General features: G+C 31.7%; 21 protein-coding genes. 5 read left to right on the top strand and 16 right to left on the bottom strand.

Annotation, left to right across the window (positions count from 1 at the left end; genetic code table 11):
• Positions 1–5: 5 nt before the first annotated feature.
• Complete coding sequence (gene susR / locus HXZ74_RS07245; RefSeq protein ID WP_286474627.1) at positions 6–1,649, bottom strand: SusR family glycan utilization regulator; 1,644 nt, start codon at positions 1,647–1,649, stop codon at positions 6–8.
• Positions 1,650–1,878: 229 nt separating this feature from the next.
• Here susR and HXZ74_RS07240 point away from each other — a divergent pair, with 229 nt between their 5' ends.
• Genes HXZ74_RS07240 through HXZ74_RS07220 form a run of 5 tightly spaced genes read left to right on the top strand, consistent with a single transcriptional unit; the run spans position 1,879 to position 9,447 of the window.
• Positions 1,879–4,680 carry a SusC/RagA family TonB-linked outer membrane protein gene (locus HXZ74_RS07240; RefSeq protein WP_084106867.1) on the top strand — a complete coding sequence of 934 codons (2,802 nt, stop codon included), beginning with the start codon at positions 1,879–1,881 and terminating at the stop codon, positions 4,678–4,680.
• Positions 4,681–4,697: 17 nt separating this feature from the next.
• Positions 4,698–6,152, top strand: a complete 1,455-nt coding sequence (locus HXZ74_RS07235) for a RagB/SusD family nutrient uptake outer membrane protein (RefSeq protein WP_115002313.1) — start codon at positions 4,698–4,700, stop codon at positions 6,150–6,152.
• Positions 6,153–6,211: 59 nt separating this feature from the next.
• On the top strand, positions 6,212–7,672 hold the full coding sequence (locus HXZ74_RS07230; protein WP_115002311.1) for a glycoside hydrolase family 30 protein: 1,461 nt from the start codon (positions 6,212–6,214) through the stop codon (positions 7,670–7,672).
• Positions 7,673–7,683: 11 nt separating this feature from the next.
• Positions 7,684–9,102 carry a glycoside hydrolase family 30 protein gene (locus tag HXZ74_RS07225; RefSeq protein WP_115002309.1) on the top strand — a complete coding sequence of 473 codons (1,419 nt, stop codon included), beginning with the start codon at positions 7,684–7,686 and terminating at the stop codon, positions 9,100–9,102.
• Between the two features lie 57 nt (positions 9,103–9,159).
• Positions 9,160–9,447: a hypothetical protein gene (locus HXZ74_RS07220; protein WP_280061879.1), complete on the top strand. Its 288-nt coding sequence runs from the start codon at positions 9,160–9,162 to the stop codon at positions 9,445–9,447.
• 32 nt (positions 9,448–9,479) lie between these two features.
• Here the strand turns inward: HXZ74_RS07220 and HXZ74_RS07215 are convergent, their stop codons facing one another.
• The 15 genes from HXZ74_RS07215 to nuoH form a co-directional block, all read right to left on the bottom strand.
• The gene (locus tag HXZ74_RS07215; RefSeq protein WP_280061880.1) at positions 9,480–9,968 is read right to left on the bottom strand and encodes a hypothetical protein; all 489 of its coding nucleotides are present in this window, start codon (positions 9,966–9,968) and stop codon (positions 9,480–9,482) included.
• Positions 9,968–10,417, bottom strand: coding sequence for a hypothetical protein (locus HXZ74_RS07210; RefSeq protein ID WP_280061881.1), 450 nt, complete (start codon positions 10,415–10,417; stop codon positions 9,968–9,970). The genes HXZ74_RS07215 and HXZ74_RS07210 overlap by 1 nt, the downstream gene beginning before the upstream one ends.
• Before the next feature lie 152 nt (positions 10,418–10,569).
• Positions 10,570–11,610 (bottom strand): PorT family protein, encoded by a 1,041-nt coding sequence (locus HXZ74_RS07205; RefSeq protein ID WP_115002306.1) that lies wholly within the window; start codon positions 11,608–11,610, stop codon positions 10,570–10,572.
• A 29-nt stretch (positions 11,611–11,639) separates the two neighbouring features.
• Positions 11,640–12,302, bottom strand: a complete 663-nt coding sequence (locus HXZ74_RS07200; RefSeq protein ID WP_286474624.1) for a hypothetical protein — start codon at positions 12,300–12,302, stop codon at positions 11,640–11,642.
• The gene (locus HXZ74_RS07195; RefSeq protein ID WP_115002302.1) at positions 12,286–12,861 is read right to left on the bottom strand and encodes an RNA polymerase sigma factor; all 576 of its coding nucleotides are present in this window, start codon (positions 12,859–12,861) and stop codon (positions 12,286–12,288) included. Before HXZ74_RS07195 ends, HXZ74_RS07200 begins: the two co-directional genes overlap by 17 nt.
• A 144-nt stretch (positions 12,862–13,005) precedes the next feature.
• Positions 13,006–13,779 carry a type III pantothenate kinase gene (locus HXZ74_RS07190; RefSeq protein ID WP_038333330.1) on the bottom strand — a complete coding sequence of 258 codons (774 nt, stop codon included), beginning with the start codon at positions 13,777–13,779 and terminating at the stop codon, positions 13,006–13,008.
• Complete coding sequence (locus HXZ74_RS07185; RefSeq protein WP_280061883.1) at positions 13,779–15,632, bottom strand: M1 family metallopeptidase; 1,854 nt, start codon at positions 15,630–15,632, stop codon at positions 13,779–13,781. Before HXZ74_RS07185 ends, HXZ74_RS07190 begins: the two co-directional genes overlap by 1 nt.
• A gap of 79 nt (positions 15,633–15,711) precedes the next feature.
• On the bottom strand, positions 15,712–16,311 hold the full coding sequence (locus HXZ74_RS07180) for a hypothetical protein (RefSeq protein ID WP_115002297.1): 600 nt from the start codon (positions 16,309–16,311) through the stop codon (positions 15,712–15,714).
• 113 nt (positions 16,312–16,424) lie between these two features.
• Positions 16,425–17,813: an NADH-quinone oxidoreductase subunit N gene (locus tag HXZ74_RS07175; protein ID WP_115002296.1), complete on the bottom strand. Its 1,389-nt coding sequence runs from the start codon at positions 17,811–17,813 to the stop codon at positions 16,425–16,427.
• 20 nt (positions 17,814–17,833) lie between these two features.
• Positions 17,834–19,252, bottom strand: coding sequence for a complex I subunit 4 family protein (locus HXZ74_RS07170; RefSeq protein ID WP_038333343.1), 1,419 nt, complete (start codon positions 19,250–19,252; stop codon positions 17,834–17,836).
• A gap of 7 nt (positions 19,253–19,259) precedes the next feature.
• Entirely contained in the window at positions 19,260–21,152 is a 1,893-nt protein-coding gene (gene nuoL, locus HXZ74_RS07165) for an NADH-quinone oxidoreductase subunit L (protein WP_286474622.1), read from the bottom strand.
• Positions 21,153–21,154: 2 nt separating this feature from the next.
• Positions 21,155–21,481 (bottom strand): NADH-quinone oxidoreductase subunit NuoK, encoded by a 327-nt coding sequence (gene nuoK / locus HXZ74_RS07160; protein WP_026357457.1) that lies wholly within the window; start codon positions 21,479–21,481, stop codon positions 21,155–21,157.
• Positions 21,482–21,497: 16 nt separating this feature from the next.
• Positions 21,498–22,016, bottom strand: coding sequence for an NADH-quinone oxidoreductase subunit J family protein (locus tag HXZ74_RS07155; protein WP_115002291.1), 519 nt, complete (start codon positions 22,014–22,016; stop codon positions 21,498–21,500).
• Positions 22,016–22,516: an NADH-quinone oxidoreductase subunit NuoI gene (gene nuoI / locus HXZ74_RS07150; RefSeq protein WP_038333352.1), complete on the bottom strand. Its 501-nt coding sequence runs from the start codon at positions 22,514–22,516 to the stop codon at positions 22,016–22,018. The genes HXZ74_RS07155 and nuoI overlap by 1 nt, the downstream gene beginning before the upstream one ends.
• Positions 22,517–22,538: 22 nt before the next feature.
• On the bottom strand, positions 22,539–23,588 hold the full coding sequence (gene nuoH, locus HXZ74_RS07145; protein WP_038333358.1) for an NADH-quinone oxidoreductase subunit NuoH: 1,050 nt from the start codon (positions 23,586–23,588) through the stop codon (positions 22,539–22,541).
• Between the last annotated feature and the right edge of the window lie 13 nt (positions 23,589–23,601).

Below are 23,601 nucleotides of genomic sequence, written 5' to 3'. Positions count from 1 at the left end.
TCGAATTATTCTACTTGGGTTTTGTTTGTTAAAGATCCAATCTTCATCACTTCTTTCTCAAACTCATCTCGATTAATCTTGGTTTTATTTTTTGTTTTAACACGATAATTGTAGATTGTTGTAACAGAATATCGAAGAATTTTTGCAATCTTAGAACTGTCATTTATTCCTAATCGAATTAAAGCAAAAATTCGTAATTCTGTATTTAATAATTCATCTCGTTTCAATATTATTCGTTCTTCATCACTTAATAAATTGTTAAACTTTTCTACAAAATCAGGATAGATATTCAAGAAAATATTGTCAAAATTATAATAAAACTTGGCTAATTCTTTATCTAGAAAATCTTTACTCTTTGTTAATTTTAATAACTCTTCCGTTTTCTTCGAAATAATCAATTTAACAACCGTTTTTCCATATACATCCAAAGTATCAATGTTTTCGGAATTATTGATCAATAAATTAACAATGTAATGCTCTTTAACTTGATTAATTTCAGATATCTTATCGTAAGAATCTGACAATTCTTTATTAATCTGCTTTAGTTTATTATTAACTTCTTCTAATTTTTTTCGAGCTATTACTAAGTTTCGATATTGTTTATAGATATAAAATAAGGTAAACAGAACTACCAAACTAAGGATACTAATAACAATCAAGCTAATTTGAAGTTTTCTATTCTTCTTATGAATTTCTGTTTCGTAGGCCTTATCGATAATAGGTAAAATATTTGAAATCGATACAAATCGTAATTTTGAATTGAAAAAAGCAGCATCTTCAAAAGCAAAATTGATATTATGATGTGCCCTTTCTAAATCACCTTGTCTGAATAACATCAAGGCCAATTCGGTTGTAGCCGCATTATCCTTAACAGAGGCTTTGATATCAGAAATAGAAGATAAAATTAAATATTTCTTCTCAGACTCTCTATCACCTAAATTTCTATAATTAAGGGCTTGAGAAAAAGCAATCATTGAAAATTCACGAGTTCCAATACCATTACGCTTTAGCAGCTCATTGTTGGTCGCTATACTATTCTTAATATCATTTTTTTCTCTATAAACTCTCTCAATAATTGATAAATAAAATGTACTATTTTTATCCAGCCTTGCTAAAAGTTTATTCATATAATCATTATACAACTGACCATATATTTTTTTAGAATCAGGTAAAGGACTGTAAAAAAATAAGCGGTAATAAGTCCACATTGACTCATGGTAGAATTGATTTTTTGTTACCTCATCCAAATTACTTTCATCAATAGAATTTAACATATCTACTGATTCTTTGTAATTTCCTGTAGAAGATAAAACCCCTGCTAAGTCAATTTTTACTTTATCTATGTATTTTTTATCAGAAAACTTAGACGATAGATAAATATTCTTGTTCATGTAAAACAAAGCAGAATCCAATTGATAAGGAATATATTCTTTGATAATCTCATTCATCAAAAAATATTTTTTTAACTCATTTTTTTCAGATGAAAGCTCTTTTTTAAAATTTGATAAAGCTTTTTCTTTTTTTAAATCATATTCTACACGGTTGTGCATTGTTCTATCCAACTCTGTAAGAAGGGAATCAACAGTATTTCCAAATGCAAATTGAGAAATTTGCGACAAAAGAATGATTAAAAAAAGTACTTTATTCATCTTTCGAAAATATGAAAAAAAACTTAAGACAATGATAATAAATTAACATAAATTATAGAAAATAGTTCATAAACAGACCTACTTTTTAATATCCACTTAATCAAATATCTGACTGAAATAAAAGAATTTAAGTTTTTAATATTCTACATTTTTATTTCACTAAGCCCTTAATTGTAGAATTTACACCAACTTAAAGTTAAATTTGTGTTAAACAAAAAAATGAGACAATATGAGGCTAAAACTTTTCCTGCTTGGAATAGTAGGTACATTACTATTAAGTAAAGCTTATTCTCAAGAAGACACCATTTCTAAAAACAGAAAAGATTCTTTGGTTTTAGAAAACAATGATAATTTTGCGAGAAGTTTACAAGAAGTTGTAGTTATTGGATATGGATCTGTAAAAAAACAAAATTTGACAAGTGCTGTAGAGCAAGTTAAAGCTGACGTTTTTGAAGATCGTCCTATATATAATTTAGAACAAGGTTTACAAGGAAATGCTGCAGGTGTTAACGTAGTACAACCTTCTGGGAAACCAGGTTCTGGATTAGAAGTTAGAATTCGTGGTATAAACTCTATCAATTCAAGTACACGACCACTTTATGTTATTGATGGTATACAAACCTATGATATTTCAAGTATAAACCCAGATGATGTGGTAGATATGGTTGTCTTAAAAGATGCCTCTTCTACAGCAATTTATGGTGTTAACGGAAGTAGTGGTGTTATTATCGTAACTACTAAAAAAGCTAAAAAGAACAAAACAACTTTCGGATTTAATGCTTATGCTGGTTTTTCTAAAGTCGCTGATAACATTGATGTTTTAAACCTTGATCAATACAAAACGTTATTGAATGAGATTAATCCTGGTTATTTAGCAACTGCAAATTCAGAAAAATATGCTGGAATTAATACTAATTGGAGAAATGAAGTATTTCAAACTGGAATTGATCAAAACTATAATGTTAACTATGGTTTTGGTGAAGAAAACTTCAGAATTTATAGTTCATTTGGTTATCAAGGTATTGAAGGAATCATTAAACCAGCACGAAACAATCGTTTTTCATCACGTGTAAATTTTGATGCTGATATTGCAAAATGGCTTAAAGTAAACGGTGCTTTTAGTTATACAAGAACTAATATGTACAATAGTAGTGATAATAAGAGTGTTGCAAGAGGAGGAATTGTACTTGCTGCTTTAAATACACCTGCTTTTTTACCTATTTATGCTGAACAATTAAAAGTTAGAGAAACAGATCCTGCTACAGGACAATACATTGATGGATACAAAGACGGGCAATTTGCTCAAAATCCTTATCAATCATCTTGGGAAAATCCAGTCGCTTATCAATCTCAAAAAGATGAAAATGTAACTGATCGTTTTCTTTCAAGCTTAAATTTTGAAGTTAATTTATTAAAAAATTTAGTTTGGAAACCTGCTTTTACTTTGGATTATATGAACATGAAAAATGAAAAATTCATTGATCCATATAGAACTAGTTATGGTAGACAAGAAAGCGGAACAGGAAGTTTAGACAACTACTTATATCAAAACTATAATATCGAAAATACATTGAACTATAAATTAAACCAAGATGAGCATGACTTTGGTTTTATAGTTGGAAATTCGATACAAGAAAATAAATATAAACGTCATGGATATTGGGGTAGAAATTTCCCTGTTGATGTACGTTCATTTGATTATAATTTAGCTAGAGAAGATAGTAGAACACAATCTCGTGACGAATCTATTACAAGGTATGTTTCTTACTTCGGACAAGCAAATTATACATACAACGATAAATACTCATTAATGGCTGTTATTCGTGCTTCAGGAGCTTCATCATTAGCACCAGGAAATAAATGGGGTTATTTTCCTGGAGTTTCTGCTGCTTGGGTTATCTCTAACGAAGAATTCCTTAAAGGAAGTAAGGCATTCAATTACTTAAAATTAAGAGCTGGATGGGGTATTACAGGAAATGTTTCTGGAATTCCGGCATATTCTTATTGGTCTTTAAGAAAAGAAGCTAATATAGGAAGTGATGTTTTAAACCCTGTACAAACAGAAAATTCTGATTTAACATGGGAAACAACAGAGGATAAAAACATCGGAATTGATTTTGGATTCTTAAAAGATCGTATTAGATTTTCTGCAGATTACTACCACAGAAATACTAAAGATTTATTGATGAGTTTATCATTCTCTGGTATTCCAGTCCCGTACCAATATAATGGTGGAGAAATGACTAACAAAGGATTCGAATTCTCTTTAAGTACTATCAACATCAATTCAGCTGATTTTAAATGGAATACATCATTCAACATTTCATTCAATAAAAATAAAGTAGAAAGTATTAACTATTTGGATATTCGTGATATGGGATATTTCGAAACAGTTGGTGCAGATGCTGTTCGTTTAATGCCTGGTCATGTTGTAGGTGCTTTCTATGGTTACAAAGTTGACAAGGTTGACCCAAATACGGGAGAACTTTTATATAAAGATTTAGATGGCAATGGTGAATTTAATGTAGGAGACAGAACATTTATTGGTGATCCTAATCCAGATTTTACGTTTGGTTTTACAAATAATTTCAAATACAAAAACTTGTATTTAGACTTCTTAATAACAGGTTCTGTTGGGAATGATATTTTCAATGCTTCAAGATTGGATTTAGAATTAATGAACGATTTCAAAAATCAATCAACAGCGGTACTAGATCGTTGGACAACACCAGGACAAGTTACAAATGTTCCGAAAGCAGGAAGTTCAAGTGCTTTATTTATTTCAGATCGTTTTGTAGAAGATGGTACATATGTAAGATTAAAAGCTGTTACATTAGGTTATAACTTCAAAAAAGCATTAGGATTTAATAATATAAATCTTTATGTAACTGGGCAAAATTTATTCACAATCACAAACTATTCAGGATTTGATCCAGAGGTTAATTCAAACGGAGGTAGTATAATCGGGATTGATTATGGAGTTTATCCTCAAGTACGAACGTTTATTGTTGGACTTAAAGCTAATTTATAAATTCAAAAGCTAATCAAATGAAAAAAAATATATTAAATATAAAAAGTGTTGCTTTATTAGGATTATTATGCTTTTACACGTCTTGTAATGACTATTTAGACACAGAACCCATTGTAGAAGTGATTACGAAAGAAGAACAACCTATAAAAAATGCAACTGAAGCAGAAGGAGCAATGAATGCTGTATATTCTCAATTAGGTGGTGAATTCTGGCAATTTGATCAATTCTTCATTGGCGATGCACAAACGGATAACTCTTATGCAGGAGCCGATAACGTACAGATGTTCCAAATCGATGAATATAGAATGGTAGCAACAAACACCATTTCGAATAGAGATTGGGGATATATTATTGATATGTTATTTCGTTGCAACTTTGTCCTAAATTATGTAGATGATGTAAAAGATTTAGATGCTAAACGTAAAGAACAAATGAAAGCAGAAGCTTCATTCTTTAGAGCATATACTTTATTTAAAGCAGTTCAAATTTGGGGAGATTTTCCAATCATTACAAAAGCAATAACATCAGTTAATCAAGATAATTTTGATGAAGTTTATGCTCAGACTTATCCAGAAAGAAAACCTGTAGCTGAAGTATATGCTCAAATATTAGCTGATTTAGATGCTGCAAGTACAAATATTCCAAGTAGCGATCAAAAATATATAGCTAATAAAGCTGCTGTTAATGCATTAAAAGCTAAAGTTAATGCAACTAAACCATCACCAGATTGGAATCAAGTTATTCAAAATTGTGACAAAGTAATTGCTGAAGGTTATACGTTATTATCTACTTATGATCAATTATTTGATGGAAATCATGAAGGAAATGCTGAATCTATTTTCGAAGCAAATGGTGAAGGATGGGGTTCTTCTATTGGTGCCTGGGGAGCCTCTATGTTTTATGGAACAGATTGGAAAAAATTCAACACACCATCCAATGCTTTAGTAGCAGCTTATGATGATGAGGGAGATTTAATTAGAAAAAATTCAACTATTTGGTTTGCTACAAGTACCGTTCCTTGGTCTGATAATTATTGGCCATCTAACAAATATCCATTTGCATATAAAATGCGAAAAACAGATGGAACTCAGAATTTCTACATTTTCAGATTTGCAGATATTCTATTATTAAAAGCTGAAGCATTGGCCCAAAATGGAGATGTAACATCTGCAATGTCTTTAGTTAATCAAGTAAGATCGAGAGTAAAATTAAATGCTGTAACTGCAACTTCAAAAGATGATGCTTTAACAAAAATATTACATGAACGTAAATTAGAGCTAGCTTTTGAAGGTGAATATTGGTTCGATTTGAAACGATTTGGTAAAGCAATAGAAATTCTATCAAAACAAAAAGACGGAAAAGGAAATCTTCTTCCATATGCCTCTAACATTAGTACATCAAAATTAATATGGCCAGTTCCTCAAAGTAAAATTGATGCCAACAAGAATTTAGTGCAAAACCCAGGATACTAAACATTTTATAACATTTTGGAAATCTTGTTACGGCAGGATTTCCTTTAATTCATCACAAAATGAAAAAGAAATCGATATATAATATTCAACTTTTACTTGCCTTATTTTCTTCAAGTATTGCATTTAGTCAACAAAATTTTAATCTAAAACAGAAAAAAATTGAAGTTTATAGCACTGTAAAAGCGACAAAAGAACGCTTATCAAAATCTAATCAAAAATATTCTGTAACGGATTTTAATCAACCAAAAGAAACAGATCCATGTATTTTCGTAGATCCAATACATAGCTTTCAAAATTATGTCGGAATTGGTGGCGCAATTACAGATGCTTCGGCAGAAACATTTGCTAAACTTCCGAAAACTAAACAACAAGAAATTATCAATGCTTACTTTGATAAAGAGAAAGGAAGTGGATATAATTTATTGAGAACAACTATTAATTCATCTGACTTTTCAAGTGAATCATACACATATGTAAAAGACCATGATAAAGATTTGAAAACTTTTTCTATTGCTCATGATCTGAAATATAAGATTCCAATGATTAAAGAAGCTCAGAAAAAAATTGATAAAAAAGAATTTACATTTTACGCAAGTCCATGGAGTCCTCCAGCTTGGATGAAAGATAACAATAGTATGCTCAAAGGTGGTAGTTTATTACCAGAATATTACCAAACTTGGGCTAACTATTTTGTGAAATTTGTGAATGCGTATGAAAAATTAGGAATGCCTATTTGGGGTGTTTCAATTCAAAATGAACCAATGGCAGTACAAACTTGGGAATCTTGTATCTATACAGCTGAACAAGAACGTGATTTCTTAAAAAACTACCTTGGACCGACTTTTCATAAAAATGGATTTCAAGACAAAAAAATCATTGTTTGGGACCATAATCGTGATTTAATTTACCAACGTGCTTCAACAATTCTTAACGATCCTGAAGCAGCAAAATATGTTTGGGGAGTAGGATTTCATTGGTACGAAACATGGAATGGAAACCAAAATCTGTATGATAATGTTGGATTAGTAAATAAAACTTTTCCAAATGTAAACTTAATTTTTACAGAAGGATGTAAAGAGAAATTCAAATTCGAAGATATCTACGAATGGTATTTAGGAGAAATGTATGGTAGAGCAATGATTAATGATTTCAACAATGGAACAACTGCATGGACAGATTGGAATATTTTGTTAGACGAAACTGGGGGACCAAATCACGTAGGTAACTTCTGTTTTGCTCCAATAATTGCAGATACTCGCACAAACGAAGTTCATTACACAAATGCTTACTATTATATGGGACATTTTTCAAGATTTATCCGTCCAGGTGCTAAAAGAATTGCTGCCTCATCAAATAGAAGTGATTTATTAACAACTTCTTTTGTTAACGAAAACGGAAAAATTGTAGTCGTAGTGATGAATCAATCAAGTAAACCGATGGATTATAGTTTATGGATTCAAGGTCAAGCTGTAAAAATGAATGCCGAAGCTAACTCAATCAAATCTATTATTATATCTTAAACGATTTTGAAATGAAAAATATTAAATCAACAATAGCATTAGGAATATTAGCACTTTCTTTTATAGGATGTTCTACAACAAAAACTAATATTTCTTCTAAAAATTCGACAATAGAAACTTGGTTAACAAAAGCGGATCAATCAGTTTTATTAAAAAAACAAGCTAATCCAATTCAATTTTCGTCATCATCTACAACTTCTAATAATATTGTGATTGATGAAACTAAGCAATACCAAGATATTGATGGTTTTGGTTTTACATTAACTGGTGGTAGTGCTGAACTAATCAATAAATTAGAAAAAAATCAACGTGCAGCATTACTTCAAGAACTTTTTGGAAGAGGAAATGATGGTATCGGAATGGATGTTGTACGTATTAGTATTGCTGCTTCTGACTTAAACGAAACTGCCTTCACTTACAATGATATGCCTGCAGGGAAAACTGATCTTGAATTGAAAAATTTCAGTATTGCAAAAGACCAGGAATTAATTAATGTTTTAAAAGATATCCAAGACATTAATCCTAAAGTTAAAATCTTTGCAACACCTTGGTCTGCTCCTGCTTGGATGAAAACTAATCAAAAATTAATTGGAGGAAGTTTAAAGAAAGAATATTATGAAGTTTATGCACAATACTTTGTAAAATATATCAAAGCAATGCAAGGGAATGGAATTAATATTTTTGCTATCACTCCCCAAAACGAACCAGAACATCCAGGTAACGAGCCAAGTTTAGTAATGACAGCTTTAGAGCAAGCTGATTTTATTAAAAATAATTTAGGTCCAGCGTTTGAGAATAATTCAATCAAAACGAAAATTATTATTTACGATCACAATTGCGATCATCCAGAATATCCTATTACTGTTTTAAGTGACGAAAAAGCAAATCGTTATATCGATGGATCTGCATTTCATTTGTATTTAGGTGATATCTCAGCTTTATCAAAAGTACACGATGCTTTTCCAACTAAAAACTTATACTTTACAGAACAATATACTGCGACTACAACAAAATTTGAAGATGATTTGAAATGGCACATGAAAAACGTAATCATCGGATCATTAAATAACTGGAGTAAAGCAGCTTTTGAATGGAATTTGGCAAATGATCAGAATTTCAAACCTCACACACCAGGTGGTTGTACAACTTGTAAAGGAGGGTTAACAATAAATGGAAAAAAAATTGAAAAAAATGTAGGGTATTATATCGTTGCTCAAGCTTCGAAATTTGTTCCTGCAGGATCTAAAAGAATTGCCTCTTCTCATCTCGGAGCAATCAACACCGTAGCTTTTTTATTACCGAATAAGCAAAAAGTTTTGATTGCTCTTAATGAAACAAATACTGATCAAAAATTTGATATTAAATATAACAATAAGTTTGCTCCAATAAATTTACCCTCAAATAGTGTTGCAACTTTTATTTGGAATTAGGCTATAAAGATGTTTCTATTTAACTTTGAAAAAATAAAGGGAAAAATTTATTGTTAAATGGAAACACCTCTAAAAATAATCGCATTTATTATGTTGATATTTCCGACAATTTATCAAGGAATTGCTGGATTTAGAACCAAAGATGCTGCTGTTGTAAAAAAAATTGCTTGGCGCGCCGTTTTGATGCAAATCATGGGAACGCTTTTGGCTTATTTTATCTTCATAAAAATTGGTCAAGACAAGCAAGTTGCCATTTATGTTGGCTTTATGTTTTTTACATCTCTTGCAATTTTAGTGCTAATACAAAACATTTTGATTTACTTAAAAAACAATAGTAATAATTAAAAAACGTCACTCTGTGAGCGACGTTTTTTAATTTATAATTGAGTTTCTCTCATTTTGATTTTATCAGAATCTGAATTAGATTTTAAAACATATAAATAATCATTTTCAAAATCGAATGTAAAAATTTTATGATTTTCATTTTCTATGATTTGCAACAAATTCGTCAAATCAGCAAACGTATTATTATCATTTAGTTTGAATTTAACTCCAGATTTTTCGATATTATTTTTCTGCATTTTTTGGATTAATTCAGCATAATGAACCGCAGCAGCTTTATTATAATTCACCTTTATAATTGTTGAATCATATTTATAGATTGGATTTTTCCAATAATTATAAACTTGATAAAATGAACTATCTTCTTGTTCATCTAATTTTGGAGGAGTAACGAATACAAAAGCTTTTGAAGAAAATTTATTTCTTTCTCCAATAATTTTCACAAAGCAAAATATAGACAACACAATTAATATTGTCCATCTTATCGCAACATCAGCTTTTATCGTTGATTTTTCGGTACTCATTAAGCCAATAAATTAACATATTGCTGCGCTTTTTCGGTCAATTTAGTTTTTACCTCATCGTAATTTGAATCAAAAAAACTGCGTAATCTAAACTTTGATTTTTTGGTTTGAATGGTTAAAACTTGATTACGATTCAAACGAAAAATATCTTCTTCTTCGTACAAATAATAAATTGCTCGATATGGAATTTCATCTTTTTTGAAAATTGTTCTGATTTCGAACGTTTCTTCTTTTAACGTAAATAAGGTCAAATTAAACGTTAAATCATATAAAATTGACATCGAAGCAAGTAAAGAGATCATGAAAATGCCAATACGCAAAAAAGGCTCGTCTATCCAAAAATTTCCTCCAAACCAAAAAGCTTTGACAAACGTGAAGTTAACCATCATTAATAATAGAAAAATGATGACGAGAAGAAGTGTTTGCCAACTAAGTTTAGATTTTACCATCTGTTTGGATTTGTACTAATTTACAATTTTTTTGAACAGATTTAGAAAATTTTTCTACAAATAAAAAACCTCAGATAAATCTGAGGTTCATTATATTAAAAAAAATGTTATGTTATAAAATTTCAATACTAAAACTATGATTGAGATAATTGTTATAATCCAAGATTTATGCCAAACTGAATCATTTTACGATTATCAAATGTGTTATCTTTAAAATAATTGTTCAAATCTTTTCTTACAAAAACATCAATCAATCCTAAACCAATTGTTATTTCAGCTCCGTAGATAAAATTATTCACATTATAATTTCCACGTTCTTTGTTGCGAACACCATCTCCTTTGTAAATATTATTCGATGATAACAACGTTCCTCCATACATATACGCTGCGATATAGTGTTTTCCTTGCGGACGATATGCAAAATCATCGGTAATATTTTTGACTTTCGAAAAGTTGTATTTAAATCCAACCGGAACCATAAAATAGGCCGAACGCAATTTCGATTTATCTAACGATTTATCACTTTTTACCAAGCCAACATTTCCATTTTCATCACGATTAAAGCGCATATCATCGTCGATGCGATACGTTCTCCACGAAAATAATCCTCCTGCCAAAAAGTTAACAGGACTTGTTAACGATAATTGTCTTTCGTACATTAAACCTACTGTAATGTTGCTCGAAAACTTCTCGTGTTTGTTCAATTCCTCATCTTTTTTTCCTGTAAACGCCATGTATCCAAAAGAAGCATAACCATTAATTTGATTCGCAATTCGGTAACGTTTCGTCACATCTTGTTTCGTTTTTGGCGTAATTGGATCTTCGCCGTTCATAATCGAAAATGCAACTTGTTGTTTGATGATATCATCTAAATTGAAATTTACCTCCTGAATACGATCATTTATCGTTCCCGAATACACGCTCGCAATCGCTTCTTTCTTCGCTGTAGCCTCAGAAGCATTCAGTTTTCCTTCTGTTAATTCTTTGTCAACTGCCGCAATTTTCTTTTCCATTGCAGATTTTTCTTCCTGAACAATTTGACGAATCACTAACGTAAATTCGCTGATGCGATCTTTTACAATTGGACTGATTTTTTCTTCATTTTTATCATTCAAATCAAATGTAAATTTTTGAGCATATAGTGATGTAGCTGATAAGCATAATAATCCTGCTACGATAAGTTTTTTTATCATAATCTTGCTAATTTAGGGATATTAATGTTTTATTTGAAGCCGATAGAAACCACGCGCGATTGGTTTGACTCCTTTAGATTTTCTTTATTTTCGATCGAATACAACAACATATTTGGATCTACAAAATTCTTCTTCTTTTTGTTCACTTTTACAGAATCTAATGTTGTGTTAGCTGCAATATTTTTCTTTGGTTGAGCTTCTGATTTTAAATCTTCTTTCTTCTCTACAATAGCTTCTTTCTTCGTTGGAAAAGCCATTTCAACTTGTTGAGATTCTTCGTTTATTGCCACTTGAACTTTACCATGTTGAATTGGTTTCTTCTCTTCTTGTGTCTGAATTTCAACTTCTTTTTTAGAAGAATCAATCTTTTCATTATTCGCTAAAATCGATTCTGAAGAATGAACTGTATTAGAGTCTGATTGAATTTGTTGCGGATTATTTTGTTCCTGATGATTTACAAATTCTTTTGGTTGATCATCTTTCGATTGATTCGAGAATAAATAAATTGATGTAGAAACCGTAAATAACGCCACAACCGCAGCAGACAACCACCATTTAAAATTTGATTTTTGTGGTGATGGAGCGACATCCATACGAGCTTGAATTCTGTCCCACGCATCATGAGAAGGATTCAATTCACGATTTTCTAAATCGTCTTTTATATAGTTTGATATTTTATCGTTGTTTTTCATTTGTCATTTTCTTTTTACTTAGAACAATTTCTTTCAGTTTTGCCTTTGCTCGAAACAATTGCGTTTTGCTGGTCGACACCGAAATATTCAGCATTTCTGAAATTTCTTGATGCGAATAATCTTCGAGAATATGAAGATTAAACACCAATCGATAAGGTTCTGAAAGTTGATCTAACACCTCTTGCACATTAAAATTTAACCACGTTTCCTCTACTTCTTCATCCGCTTCATCATAATTAGAAACTCTTACATCATCAACATAAATCAATGTTTTATTTGCACGTAAAAAAGTTAAACATTCGTTGACCATGATTCGACGCATCCAACCTTCGAAACTTCCTTTATTTTGAAATTTTTCGATATGATTAAAAACTTTACAAAAACCATTAATCATACAATCTTCTGCATAATGCATGTCTTCGATATAGCTTCTACAAACGCTCAACATCTTTTTGGAGCTTTGTTCGTAGAGTTCTTTTTGCGCCAAAGCATCGTTCTTTTTTAGTCGATCGACTAAAATTTCTTCTTTACTTTTTCGATTTAGTACAAATAATTTCACGTGTGTTAATTGCTTTCTTACTTAATAGACTCAAGGTTTGTAAAAAGGTTACAGAAAATTAAACATTTTTTTTGAAATGATTTGATATAGAACGAAAAAAGCTCGCAATTAGCGAGCTTTTTAATCATATTTATCAAAAATAAATTATTTCTGAAACGAATCTTTATTCAATTCGTATAATATTTTAAGACCTTTTATTGTGTGTAAACGATCATCAATATCAATTTTATCTGTCAACGATTTGTAAACACCGCCAACTCCTCCTGTCGAAATCACATAACATTGTTCTCCTTCTTCGGCATTGATACGATCAATCATTCCTTCAACCATACTCAAAAAACCATAAACCATTCCTGATTGCATGCAAGATTCTGTATCAGATCCTAAAACAGTTTTAGGCGCTTTCAGTTCTACTGTTGGTAATTGAGCCGTTTCTCCTACCAATGAATTTAAGGCAGTTATAATTCCAGGAGCAATCACTACTCCACCGACATTTGCCGATTCGTCAATCCCTAAAAAAGTTAACGCAGTTCCAAAATCAATGACAATTTTTTTACCTTGATAATTTTGATAATGTGCAGCTACCGCATTCGCATATAAATCTGTTCCAATTTGGTTTGACTTATGCTTGATTGCTGATGGTGTATTACGATCCACAACCATTGGTTTGAACTTGTGAATTTTTTGTAAAGCAATCTTAACACTTGCTGTAAGTGGTGGAACAACCGAACCAATCACAATATCTGTAATATCATATTTCTCAATTCCGAAAGGTTCGTACATGTTCGAGAATTTTGCAAAAAATTCGTATTCGGTACGATAAGGTTTTGAATTGATTGTCCATGTAATAATCTCCGTTTCACTTTTGAAAACCGCGAAACGAAGATTAGTATTTCCAATATTTACTGCTAATAACATTATTTTGTAAATACGTTATTTTTATCATTTACATCTGCCAAACGTTTTGTTGGATCGATGGTAACTTGTTTAACTTCTTTTGAAACTTTAACGTCATATGTTGGTTTTGTCCAGAACCAATCTTCTAAAATCGTTCTTTTAGCACCTTGATATTCCACTAAATTTTCTGCTGGTTTTTCTCCACGCATTTCACGTAAAGGAATGTAAAATAATTCTTTCGAACCATCTGTATATTCAACCAATAAATCTATCGGCATTGCAAAATCTGATTTATTTGCAATTGTGATTGTATTTCCGTTTACAGCTTCTACAGCGTAATCAATTTTGCGTGTTGTATTGATAAATAAGTTGAAGTACCATTTAAGATTAATTCCAGAAACTTCTTCTGCCACACGTTTGAAATCGTTACCAGAAGGATGTTTGAATTTCCATTGTTTATAGAATTCTAAAAATGTTTTGTTCAAATTATCATTCCCAATAATATAACCCAATTGAATTGCTAAAACTTGACCTTTGTAGTAAGCTTCCAAAGAATATGCATAGTTGGTGTTGTAATAATCTGCCAATAAACTCGCAGGTTCTTCTTTTCCAGAAAGTGCTAAACTAATATATCCTTTGTAAGCATCTGGATTTGGATTAGAAGGCATTACTTTTAATTTATCTACCACATTAAGGTGTGCCATTTGCTCTATATATGATGTAAAACCTTCGTCGAACCATTCGTTGTACGTTTCATTGATACCAAACAATTGTTGGTACCAAGAGTGCGCTGCTTCGTGGAAAATTGTACCGATTAAACTATTTAAATTACTTCCTCCAGCAATTAAAGTTGCAGTACCATATTCCATACCTCCATCACCACCTTGAATAATTGAATACGTTTTCCAAGGATATTCACCAAAATGTTCAGAATTATAATCGAAGAAACCTAATGCATAAGGCATCGCTTGTCTCCACGCAGAAGATTTATCATTGTCTTGATAAACTAAATAAACATCTACGCCATGTTTAGATTTTTCGTGCTCCACAATAAACTCTTTATCTGCAGCCCAAACAAAATCGTGAATATTTTCAGCTTTGAAATTCCAAGCTACTTTACCATTTTTTGCTTTGATTGTCGGATTTTTCACATAACCTTTTACATTATTTGGATTTTGTAATTCTCCTGATGCTCCCACAACATAATCTTTATCGATGTTAATTGTGACATCAAAATTACCAAAAGGAGCAAAAAATTCGCGACCAACATATTCATCTAAATGCCAACCTTCTGGATCGAATTCTGCCATTTTTGGATACCATTGCGCCATAGAAAATTCTACACCATCTTTCGAATTACGTCCAGAACGACGAATTTGTTCAGGAACTTGCGCATTCCAAATCATATCGAAAGTAGAAGTTTGTCCTTCTGCAATTGGTTTTGCTAACGTAACTTCTAAGATTGTTCCATCAACTTTATACGAAACAGCTTTACCGTCTTGCTTAAGAGAAGTCACTTTTTGATAACCGATTTGATCTGGTTTTAATTCAGAAATACGGCTAACATATTTTGGATTTTCTTTTGTTCCGACATTCGTTGCCATTCGTTTATCAGGATCTGGAATATTCTGCAAACGATTATCCATCATACTTCCTGGTTGAAAAGCATTAAAATACAAATGAAAATAAACTTTATTCAGGCTTTGTCCTGAATTGTTCGTGTATTTCAATTGCATTTTTCCATCGTATTGATATGCTTTTTCTTTCATATCAACATCAATCTTATAATCTACCTTTTGTTGCCAATATCCTTTGCGTTGCGCAAAAGCAAATTGTACCAAACAAAGACAAATTAGTAAAGTAAATTTTCTCATTTCTAACTAATCATTAAACTTTAATCTCTCAAAAATACGAAAAAGCTTGAAACAAGTCAGTTTTGTTTCAAGCTTTTGATTACTTTAAACAACCAAACTCTAATCTTATCAAGTCTAATAATTCTTTTACCGATATTAATTCATCAACATTTGGATAATATTCGAGATAGTTTTCTGGATTCAAATAATGAATCGTATTTTTCTTCTTGTTACTATTAATCAAAATGTAATAACTTACTCCATCAAGAATCGATGTTTTCTTAGTCGTGTTTACGATATTTCCTTCTTCTATAGAATATTGATTTGATTTATTTTTTAGCTTATAGCTTATTTTATCAAAATCTGGCAAGTATAAAATATCTGTATCTAAAATTTTAAACCAAATTAATTCAAGATTACTCAAAGAGTTTAATTTCTCTTTAACAATTCTAATTTTAGTTACATTATTAATTGTTTCTGCTTTTGTTTGATACAATTCTGCCTTCCAATAATCATCTTTAACATTATAAAGACGAAACATTTCTAAACCCGTCGATGTAGCGTATTTTTTATAAATTCTAATTTCATTTTCATGCAATTTCAATGAATCAATTTTCAATATTCGATTTAATTCTTCAATTTGTTGAGAGAATAATATTGAATGCAAACAAAATACTATAATCGATAAAATTAACTTCATAAAATTAGTTAAACATTTTAGAATGTTAATATACTAAAAAAGCTCGTGTCAAGTACTTGACACGAGCTTTTAAATAATAAATAATAAAAAACTATATAATAATCATTCTACAATTACCACATTGGCGTTTGCAAAAATGAAGATAATATTCCTGGAAAAATTCCCATCACAATTAAGATTATCATTCCGATGATTAAAAGGAAATTCGTTAATCCATCTTGTGTTTTTAATTTGTTTTTACCTTTTTTGAAATACATGTAGTTGATGATTTTGAAGTAATAATACATACTCAAAACAGCCATAACCAATGCAATTACAATCAAAAATAGGTTTTTATCGTTTGTTCCTCCAATACTCAATGCCATAAATTTCGCGAAGAAACCTCCTGTTAATGGAATACCTGCTAACGAAATTAATGAAATTGTCATCGCTGCAGCCAAAACTGGATTTGCTTTTCCTAGACCAATGAAACTTTCAAATTTTGGATTTTTGAATTGATCAATCGTATAGAAAATAATGAAATTCGCAACCGAATAAGCAATCGTATAGAACATCAAAGCCTCTTTAGAAGCTGAATTGATGTTGAACAAAACAAATAACATGAAACCTGCTTGCGCGATTGATGAATAAGCCATCAAACGTTTGACAGATTTTTGAGAAACTGCTCCGAAGTTTCCTATAAATAACGTCAAAATGATGATTGAAGCAAATAATAAACGGTAATATTCGGCATATTCTACATTTGTTGGGAATGATTTTAAGACTAAAATAAATCCTAAAAACGACCCTCCTTTGATGATTGTCGACATAAACGATGTAAACACAGTTGGTGTTCCGTCGTAAACGTCTGGTGTCCATGCGTGGAAAGGTGCCGCAGAAACTTTGAAACAAAATGCAAAGATGATTAGACACCATCCTGCGTAATAAATTGTTTCGAAATCTTTGTTATAGTTCACCAATTGATCAACCATAAAAGTTCCTGTTGCGCCATACAAAAATGTTACACCCAACATCAAAATTCCTGTTGAGAAAGCTCCCATCAAGAAATATTTTACAGAAGCTTCTGTACTTCTAAGACTTTCTTTGTTTGTTCCTGCAATAATGTACATTGGAATTGACATTAATTCGATTCCTAAGAACATAATTACCAAGTTATGGAATTGCGCTAAAACTGCGATTCCAACGAAAGAGAAGAAAATTAAGGCATAATATTCTGCCACATGTTTTCCTACTTTTCCAAACGAATCTTTGTTCAACAATAAGTAAAAAATTGCCAATCCCGCCAATGCGATAAAGAATGAAACACCGTAAAGCGACTGTCCAATCATGTTATCGAATTTTCCTGCGAACATTGAGCAACCTTTCAAATCGAAAATTCCTCCTACAATCATTCCGAAAAACAGAACAACAGAAAGTATATTTAAGGCACGATTATTTTTGATGTAGAATCCACTAAACATCAAAATAATACCTGAAAGTGCTGATAAAATAATCGTATTCATATCTATTTATTCAAAAATGATTAATGTGCTAATAAATTAAAAATTGGTGTTGGATAAACTCCTAAAATAATCACGATGATTGCGATTACCGATAAAACTGCAATTGGTCCAAAACCTCCTTTTTGAGCATCTTTTTGTTTGATGTTTTTTACTTCTCCAAACAATAATGCGCTTGATAATCTCAACGTATAAACGGCAGATAAAATAACACCTAAACAAGCTACAACACATAAAACTGGATTGTGTGTAAATAATGCTGAAAGCATCATAAACTCTCCGATGAATGAACTTGTCAATGGTAATGCTACGTTTGCTAAACCGAATATCATGAATAAGATAGATAATGTTGGATCAACTTTCGCTAAACCACCAATCGATTTGATATCTGTCAAATCATATTTTCTTTCCATAATATCTACACATAACCATAATCCTAAAACAACTAAACCATGTGAAAACATTTGGAAATAAGCTCCTGTTACACCATTTGCTAATTCAGAAAATATTGAAACGAAGATTAAAGCTAAGTGAGCAATCGAGCTATATGCAATAATTTTCTTTACATTTTTTGCACTCAAAGCGATTAACGAAGCATAAACTAATCCGAAAATTGCGATGTACGTAATGTATTTGAACAATTCAGAAATCGTTGGGAACATTCCCAAATACCAAGTAACCACTGCAAATAATCCCATTTTTGCCATCAAAGCTGAAAGTACAACTGTTAATGGAGTTGGAGATGTTTTGTAGATGGTTGGTTGCCATGTGTGAAATGGAAAGATTGGAATTTTAATCACAAAAGCGATTAAGAATAACAATGCCAACGCTGTATTTGTTGAATAATGCGGTCCTGTAACTTGTACAACATCTGTTAATAAAAACGATGCTGGTTGTAAGAAAAATCCGATGTAAATAATTCCTCCTAACATAAACATCGATCCTAAAATCGTGTATAAGAAGAATGTCATATTTGCGCGAATTTTGTCTTTTCCAATTCCGAATAATCCGATTAAGAAATAAACTGGAATTAAGACAACTTCCCAAAAGAAATAGAATAAAATTAAATCTTCTGCTAAGAAAACTCCGTTTAATCCTGCTAAAGTGATTAGCAATAATCCGTAGAATGTATTGCTATATTTTTGTTTTGTTGTTGATAAATAAACAAAAAGAGCTAAGTAAGTAAGGTTAGTTAATAAAATCATTAATCCTCCCAAACCTTGAGCATTTAACGCGAAATAAGTTTTAACGCTGTTAAAATTGAACCATTGTGTTTGAAACGTTAACTCGTTGTTTCCACCTTTGCAAGTGATAAACAAGTACAACGCCAACAACGCTCCACCAACGAATGCTCCTAACCATCTTTGTGGTTTTTGACCTTGCATTAATAGCATAAAAACTCCTACTATTAATGGTAAAATGATAAATAAAGATAAAAGCATTACTAACCTATTTTGAAATTAAATACCCCATAAAAAAGATTGCGATACCTGCCACGATTCCTACAACCATTAGCATAATATAGAATCCTACATTTCCGTTTTGTAGCTGACGTACATTTTTTGATGCGCGACCAGAAACAGTTCCAACTCCTAAAACAAAAGCTGCAATTCCTGCTTTTTCTACATATTTTTTCAAGACATCACCTAATTCGAACAATGGTTTTACAATTGCATTGTCGTATAATTCGTCGATGTACCATTTGTCTTCAAAGAATTTTGCAATTCCAGTCGCTTCACCATCTACATGATTTGTGTATTTCTTGATCGCATAATAAATTGCACCAAGTACACAAAGTAATAAAGCTCCCATCATCATCCATTCTGTTGAATGAGAAACGTGATGAGCTTCTCCGATTGATACAACTCCACTTAAGAAAGTCTGAAGTTTGTGTCCGTCTTGCATAAACAATGCTGGAATTCCTACATAACCTGCGAATACAGAAAGAACTGCTAAGATGATTAATGGAATTGTCATTGCTGCTGGACTTTCGTGCGGATGAGCATCTTTATCTCTTAAATCTCCTAAGAAAGTCATCGCATATAAACGGAACATATAGAATGCTGTCATCACAGAAACGATAAATCCGATTCCGTAAACAACTGGATTAGAAACAAACATTCCTAATAACATTTCGTCTTTCGAGAAGAAACCTGATAATCCTGGAATACCAGCGATTGCCAAACATCCAATCAAGAAAGTGATATGTGTAATTTTCATGTATTTGCTCAAACCTCCCATTTTGCGCATATCTTGCTCGTGGTGCATTCCGTGAATAACAGAACCTGCTCCTAAGAATAATAATGCTTTGAAAAATGCGTGCGTCATTACATGGAAAACTGCTGCGATATACGCTCCAGATCCAATTGCTGCAAACATTAATCCTAATTGAGAAACTGTAGAATAAGCCAATACTTTTTTGATATCATTTTGGCGCATTGCAATAGTTGCAGTAACAAAAGCTGTTGCAATTCCTACGTACTGAATAACTTGTAATGTGATTGGCGCTGCCGAAAATAATTCGTTGCAACGTGTAATCATAAAAATACCTGCCGTTACCATTGTTGCAGCGTGAATAAGTGCTGAAACTGGTGTTGGTCCTGCCATTGCGTCTGGTAACCAAGTGAATAATGGTAATTGAGCCGATTTACCTGTTGCTGCTAAGAATAACAATAATGTGATTCCTGTCAAGACAAAACCTGTAAATGCAGATGGATCAATTGCTAATTGGCTGAATACTTTTACATATTCTAACGTTCCAAATTCTTTGAAAATCCAAAACATCGCCAATAAGAATCCAACATCTCCGATACGGTTCATGATGAAAGCTTTCTTCGCTGCTTTGATATATTCTGGATTTGTAAACCAAAAACCAATTAACAAGAATGAACAAAGTCCTACTCCTTCCCATCCAATAAACATCATTACAAAATTGTTTCCCATTACAAGAATCAACATGAAGAAGATGAATAAATTTAGGTAAGAAAAGAATTTTGCAAATCCTTTGTCTTCGCTCATGTAAGCCGAGCTATACACGTGAATTAAAAATCCAACTCCTGTAATAATTAACAAAAACAAACTCGTTAATGCATCAATTTGAAATGCAAACGGAACTTGTAAAGTTGGAATATTGATAATATCAAATGCCTTAAAAATTAATGGCTGTGCATCTGCTCCTGATGGAACTGACATAAAAACCATGATTGATAAAATGAAACTTGCCAAAACTGCTCCAATTCCAATGAAAGTCACTAAGCTTTTAGAAAGTACATTTCGTCCTAAACCGTTAATCAAAAATCCGATGAATGGAATCAAAGGAATTAACCATATATACTGCTCCATTCTTAACCTTTTAAACGATTTAACACATTAATATCTACCGAGTATACTTTGCGGAACAATAAAATTATCACTGATAATCCTACAGCAACCTCAGCCGCAGCCACAACCATAATAAAGAATACTAAAAGTTGTGCATCTGTTCCTTTTTCTAATGCTGGATTTGCGTGATAGTGCATTTTTGAGAACGCTACTAGCAACAAATTCACAGAATTTAACATCAATTCTATACACATAAAAATGACAATTGCGTTACGACGAATCATTACGCCAGCCATTCCTATTCCGAATAGGATTAATGATAAAGTAATATAATAACTGATTGGTAACATCTTTTACTTTTTATATTTAATCCAATAATTCTTCGTCCTTTTTCGATAACATCACCGCTCCAATCATTGCAGAAATAAACAAAATACTGCTCAACTCGAATGGTAAAACATATTCTGAATACAACAATGATCCTAAGTTATGAATCAATCCTAAATCACCTGTTCCCATTTCTACAGCTGTGTTTGCAGAAGTTTGATTTTGTGAGAAAATACCAATTGTCAAGGCAACAAATAACAAGGAGATTAAACTCGCTGCTAATATTTTTGCTGGTCGACCAAATGATTTCTTTTCACTATTCAAGTTCATCAACATCACCACGAATAAGAACAATACCATAATTGCTCCAGCATAGACAATGACGTTTACAATTGCCAAAAACTGTGCGTTTAGCAATACATAATGTCCGCTGATGCAGAAGAATGTTACGATTAAATATAAAATGGAATGTACAGGGTTTTTACTGAACACCATTAGTAGCGCACTTAACACCGTTAAGCTCGACAAAACATAGAATAAAATGATAGGTAATTCCATTAATTTGTAGCTTTTTTCGGGATTAATAAATCTTCTTTCGAATAGATAAAGTTTTGACGTTTGAAACTTGCTGGAGGAACTGTTTGCGATAAATAAACAGCATCTTTTGGACAAGCTTCTTCACAGAATCCACAGAAAATACAACGTAACATGTTAATTTCATATTTCGCTGCATATTTTTCTTCGCGGTAAAGATTTTCTTCGCCAGGAAGTCTTTCTGCCGCTTCCATTGTAATCGCTTCTGCTGGACAAGCCAAAGCACAAAGTCCACAAGCTGTACAATTTTCGCGATCTTCTTCGTCTCTATTCAAAACGTGTAATCCTCTAAATACAGGACTAAACGGTCTTTGTTTTTCTGGATAACTAATTGTTGCTTTCTTCGAAAAGAAGTGCTTCAATGTAATCATCAACCCTTTTGCGATAGAAATCAAATAGATACTTTCCCAAAAAGTAAGGGGTTTACGTTCTACTTGTTTTACTCTATTTGTAATTGGTTTCATACTTTTAATGATTTTGATGATTCTACTTGTTTAATAATAAAATCACTAAGCCTGTAATTAACATATTGATTAATGCTAAAGGCAATAATTTTTTCCAACCTAAATCCATTAATTGGTCATATCTGAAACGAGGAATCGTCCAACGCACCCACATATAGAAGAAGATGAAGAAACAAGCTTTACCGAATAATGAAAGGAAATTAAGAATTGCCGTTCCATTCACTCCGATAGAGTTTACTAATGTTGCATCGTCTACAAATGGGATATCGTATCCACCAAAATATAAGGTAGAAATTACCACAGAACTGATAAACATGTTGATGTATTCTGCAAATAAGAAGAATCCCATCTTCATCGAAGAATATTCTGAGTGATAACCTCCAATTAACTCATTTTCTGCTTCTGGTAAATCGAACGGAGTACGGTTAGTTTCTGCGAACGAACACACCAAGAAAATAATAAATCCTAATGGTTGTAATAAGATAAACCACGCATGCTCTTGTTGATAATGTACAATATCACTCAATTTTAAAGAACCTGTCATCATCAAAATGGTGATTAACACGATTCCCATTGGTAATTCGTACGAAATAATCTGCGAAGCTGCACGCAAACCTCCCATTAAAGAGTACTTGTTGTTTGATGCCCAAGCACCAATCATAATTCCATAAACACCTAAACTTAATACACCTAAAATGTATAAAAATCCGATGTTAACATCTGCAATTTGAGGAACAACTACACGATCTCCAATCTCGAAAGCTGTCGACCATGGAATAACTGCACCTGTCATACAAGCTACAATCATTGCCAAAGATGGACCTAAGATGAATAAAAATTTATTCGAATCTTTTGGTGTAATTTCCTCTTTCGAGAATAATTTTAAACCATCGGCAAGTGGTTGTAATAAACCAAAAATACCTGCACGGTTTGGTCCGATACGATCTTGTAAGAATGCTGCAACTTTACGCTCAGCCCAAGTAGAGTACATGGCAACAACTAATGCAAAACCAATCATTACGCCTACTAAAGCTAACTTTTCTAATGCATCAGCAATAAATTCTTCTGTCATTTTGTTAATTTTA

Origin of the sequence: Empedobacter sp. R750, from assembly GCF_030324345.1 — a bacterium.
GTDB lineage: Bacteria > Bacteroidota > Bacteroidia > Flavobacteriales > Weeksellaceae > Empedobacter > Empedobacter falsenii_C.
This window is presented reverse-complemented; position numbering and strand designations above follow the sequence as displayed.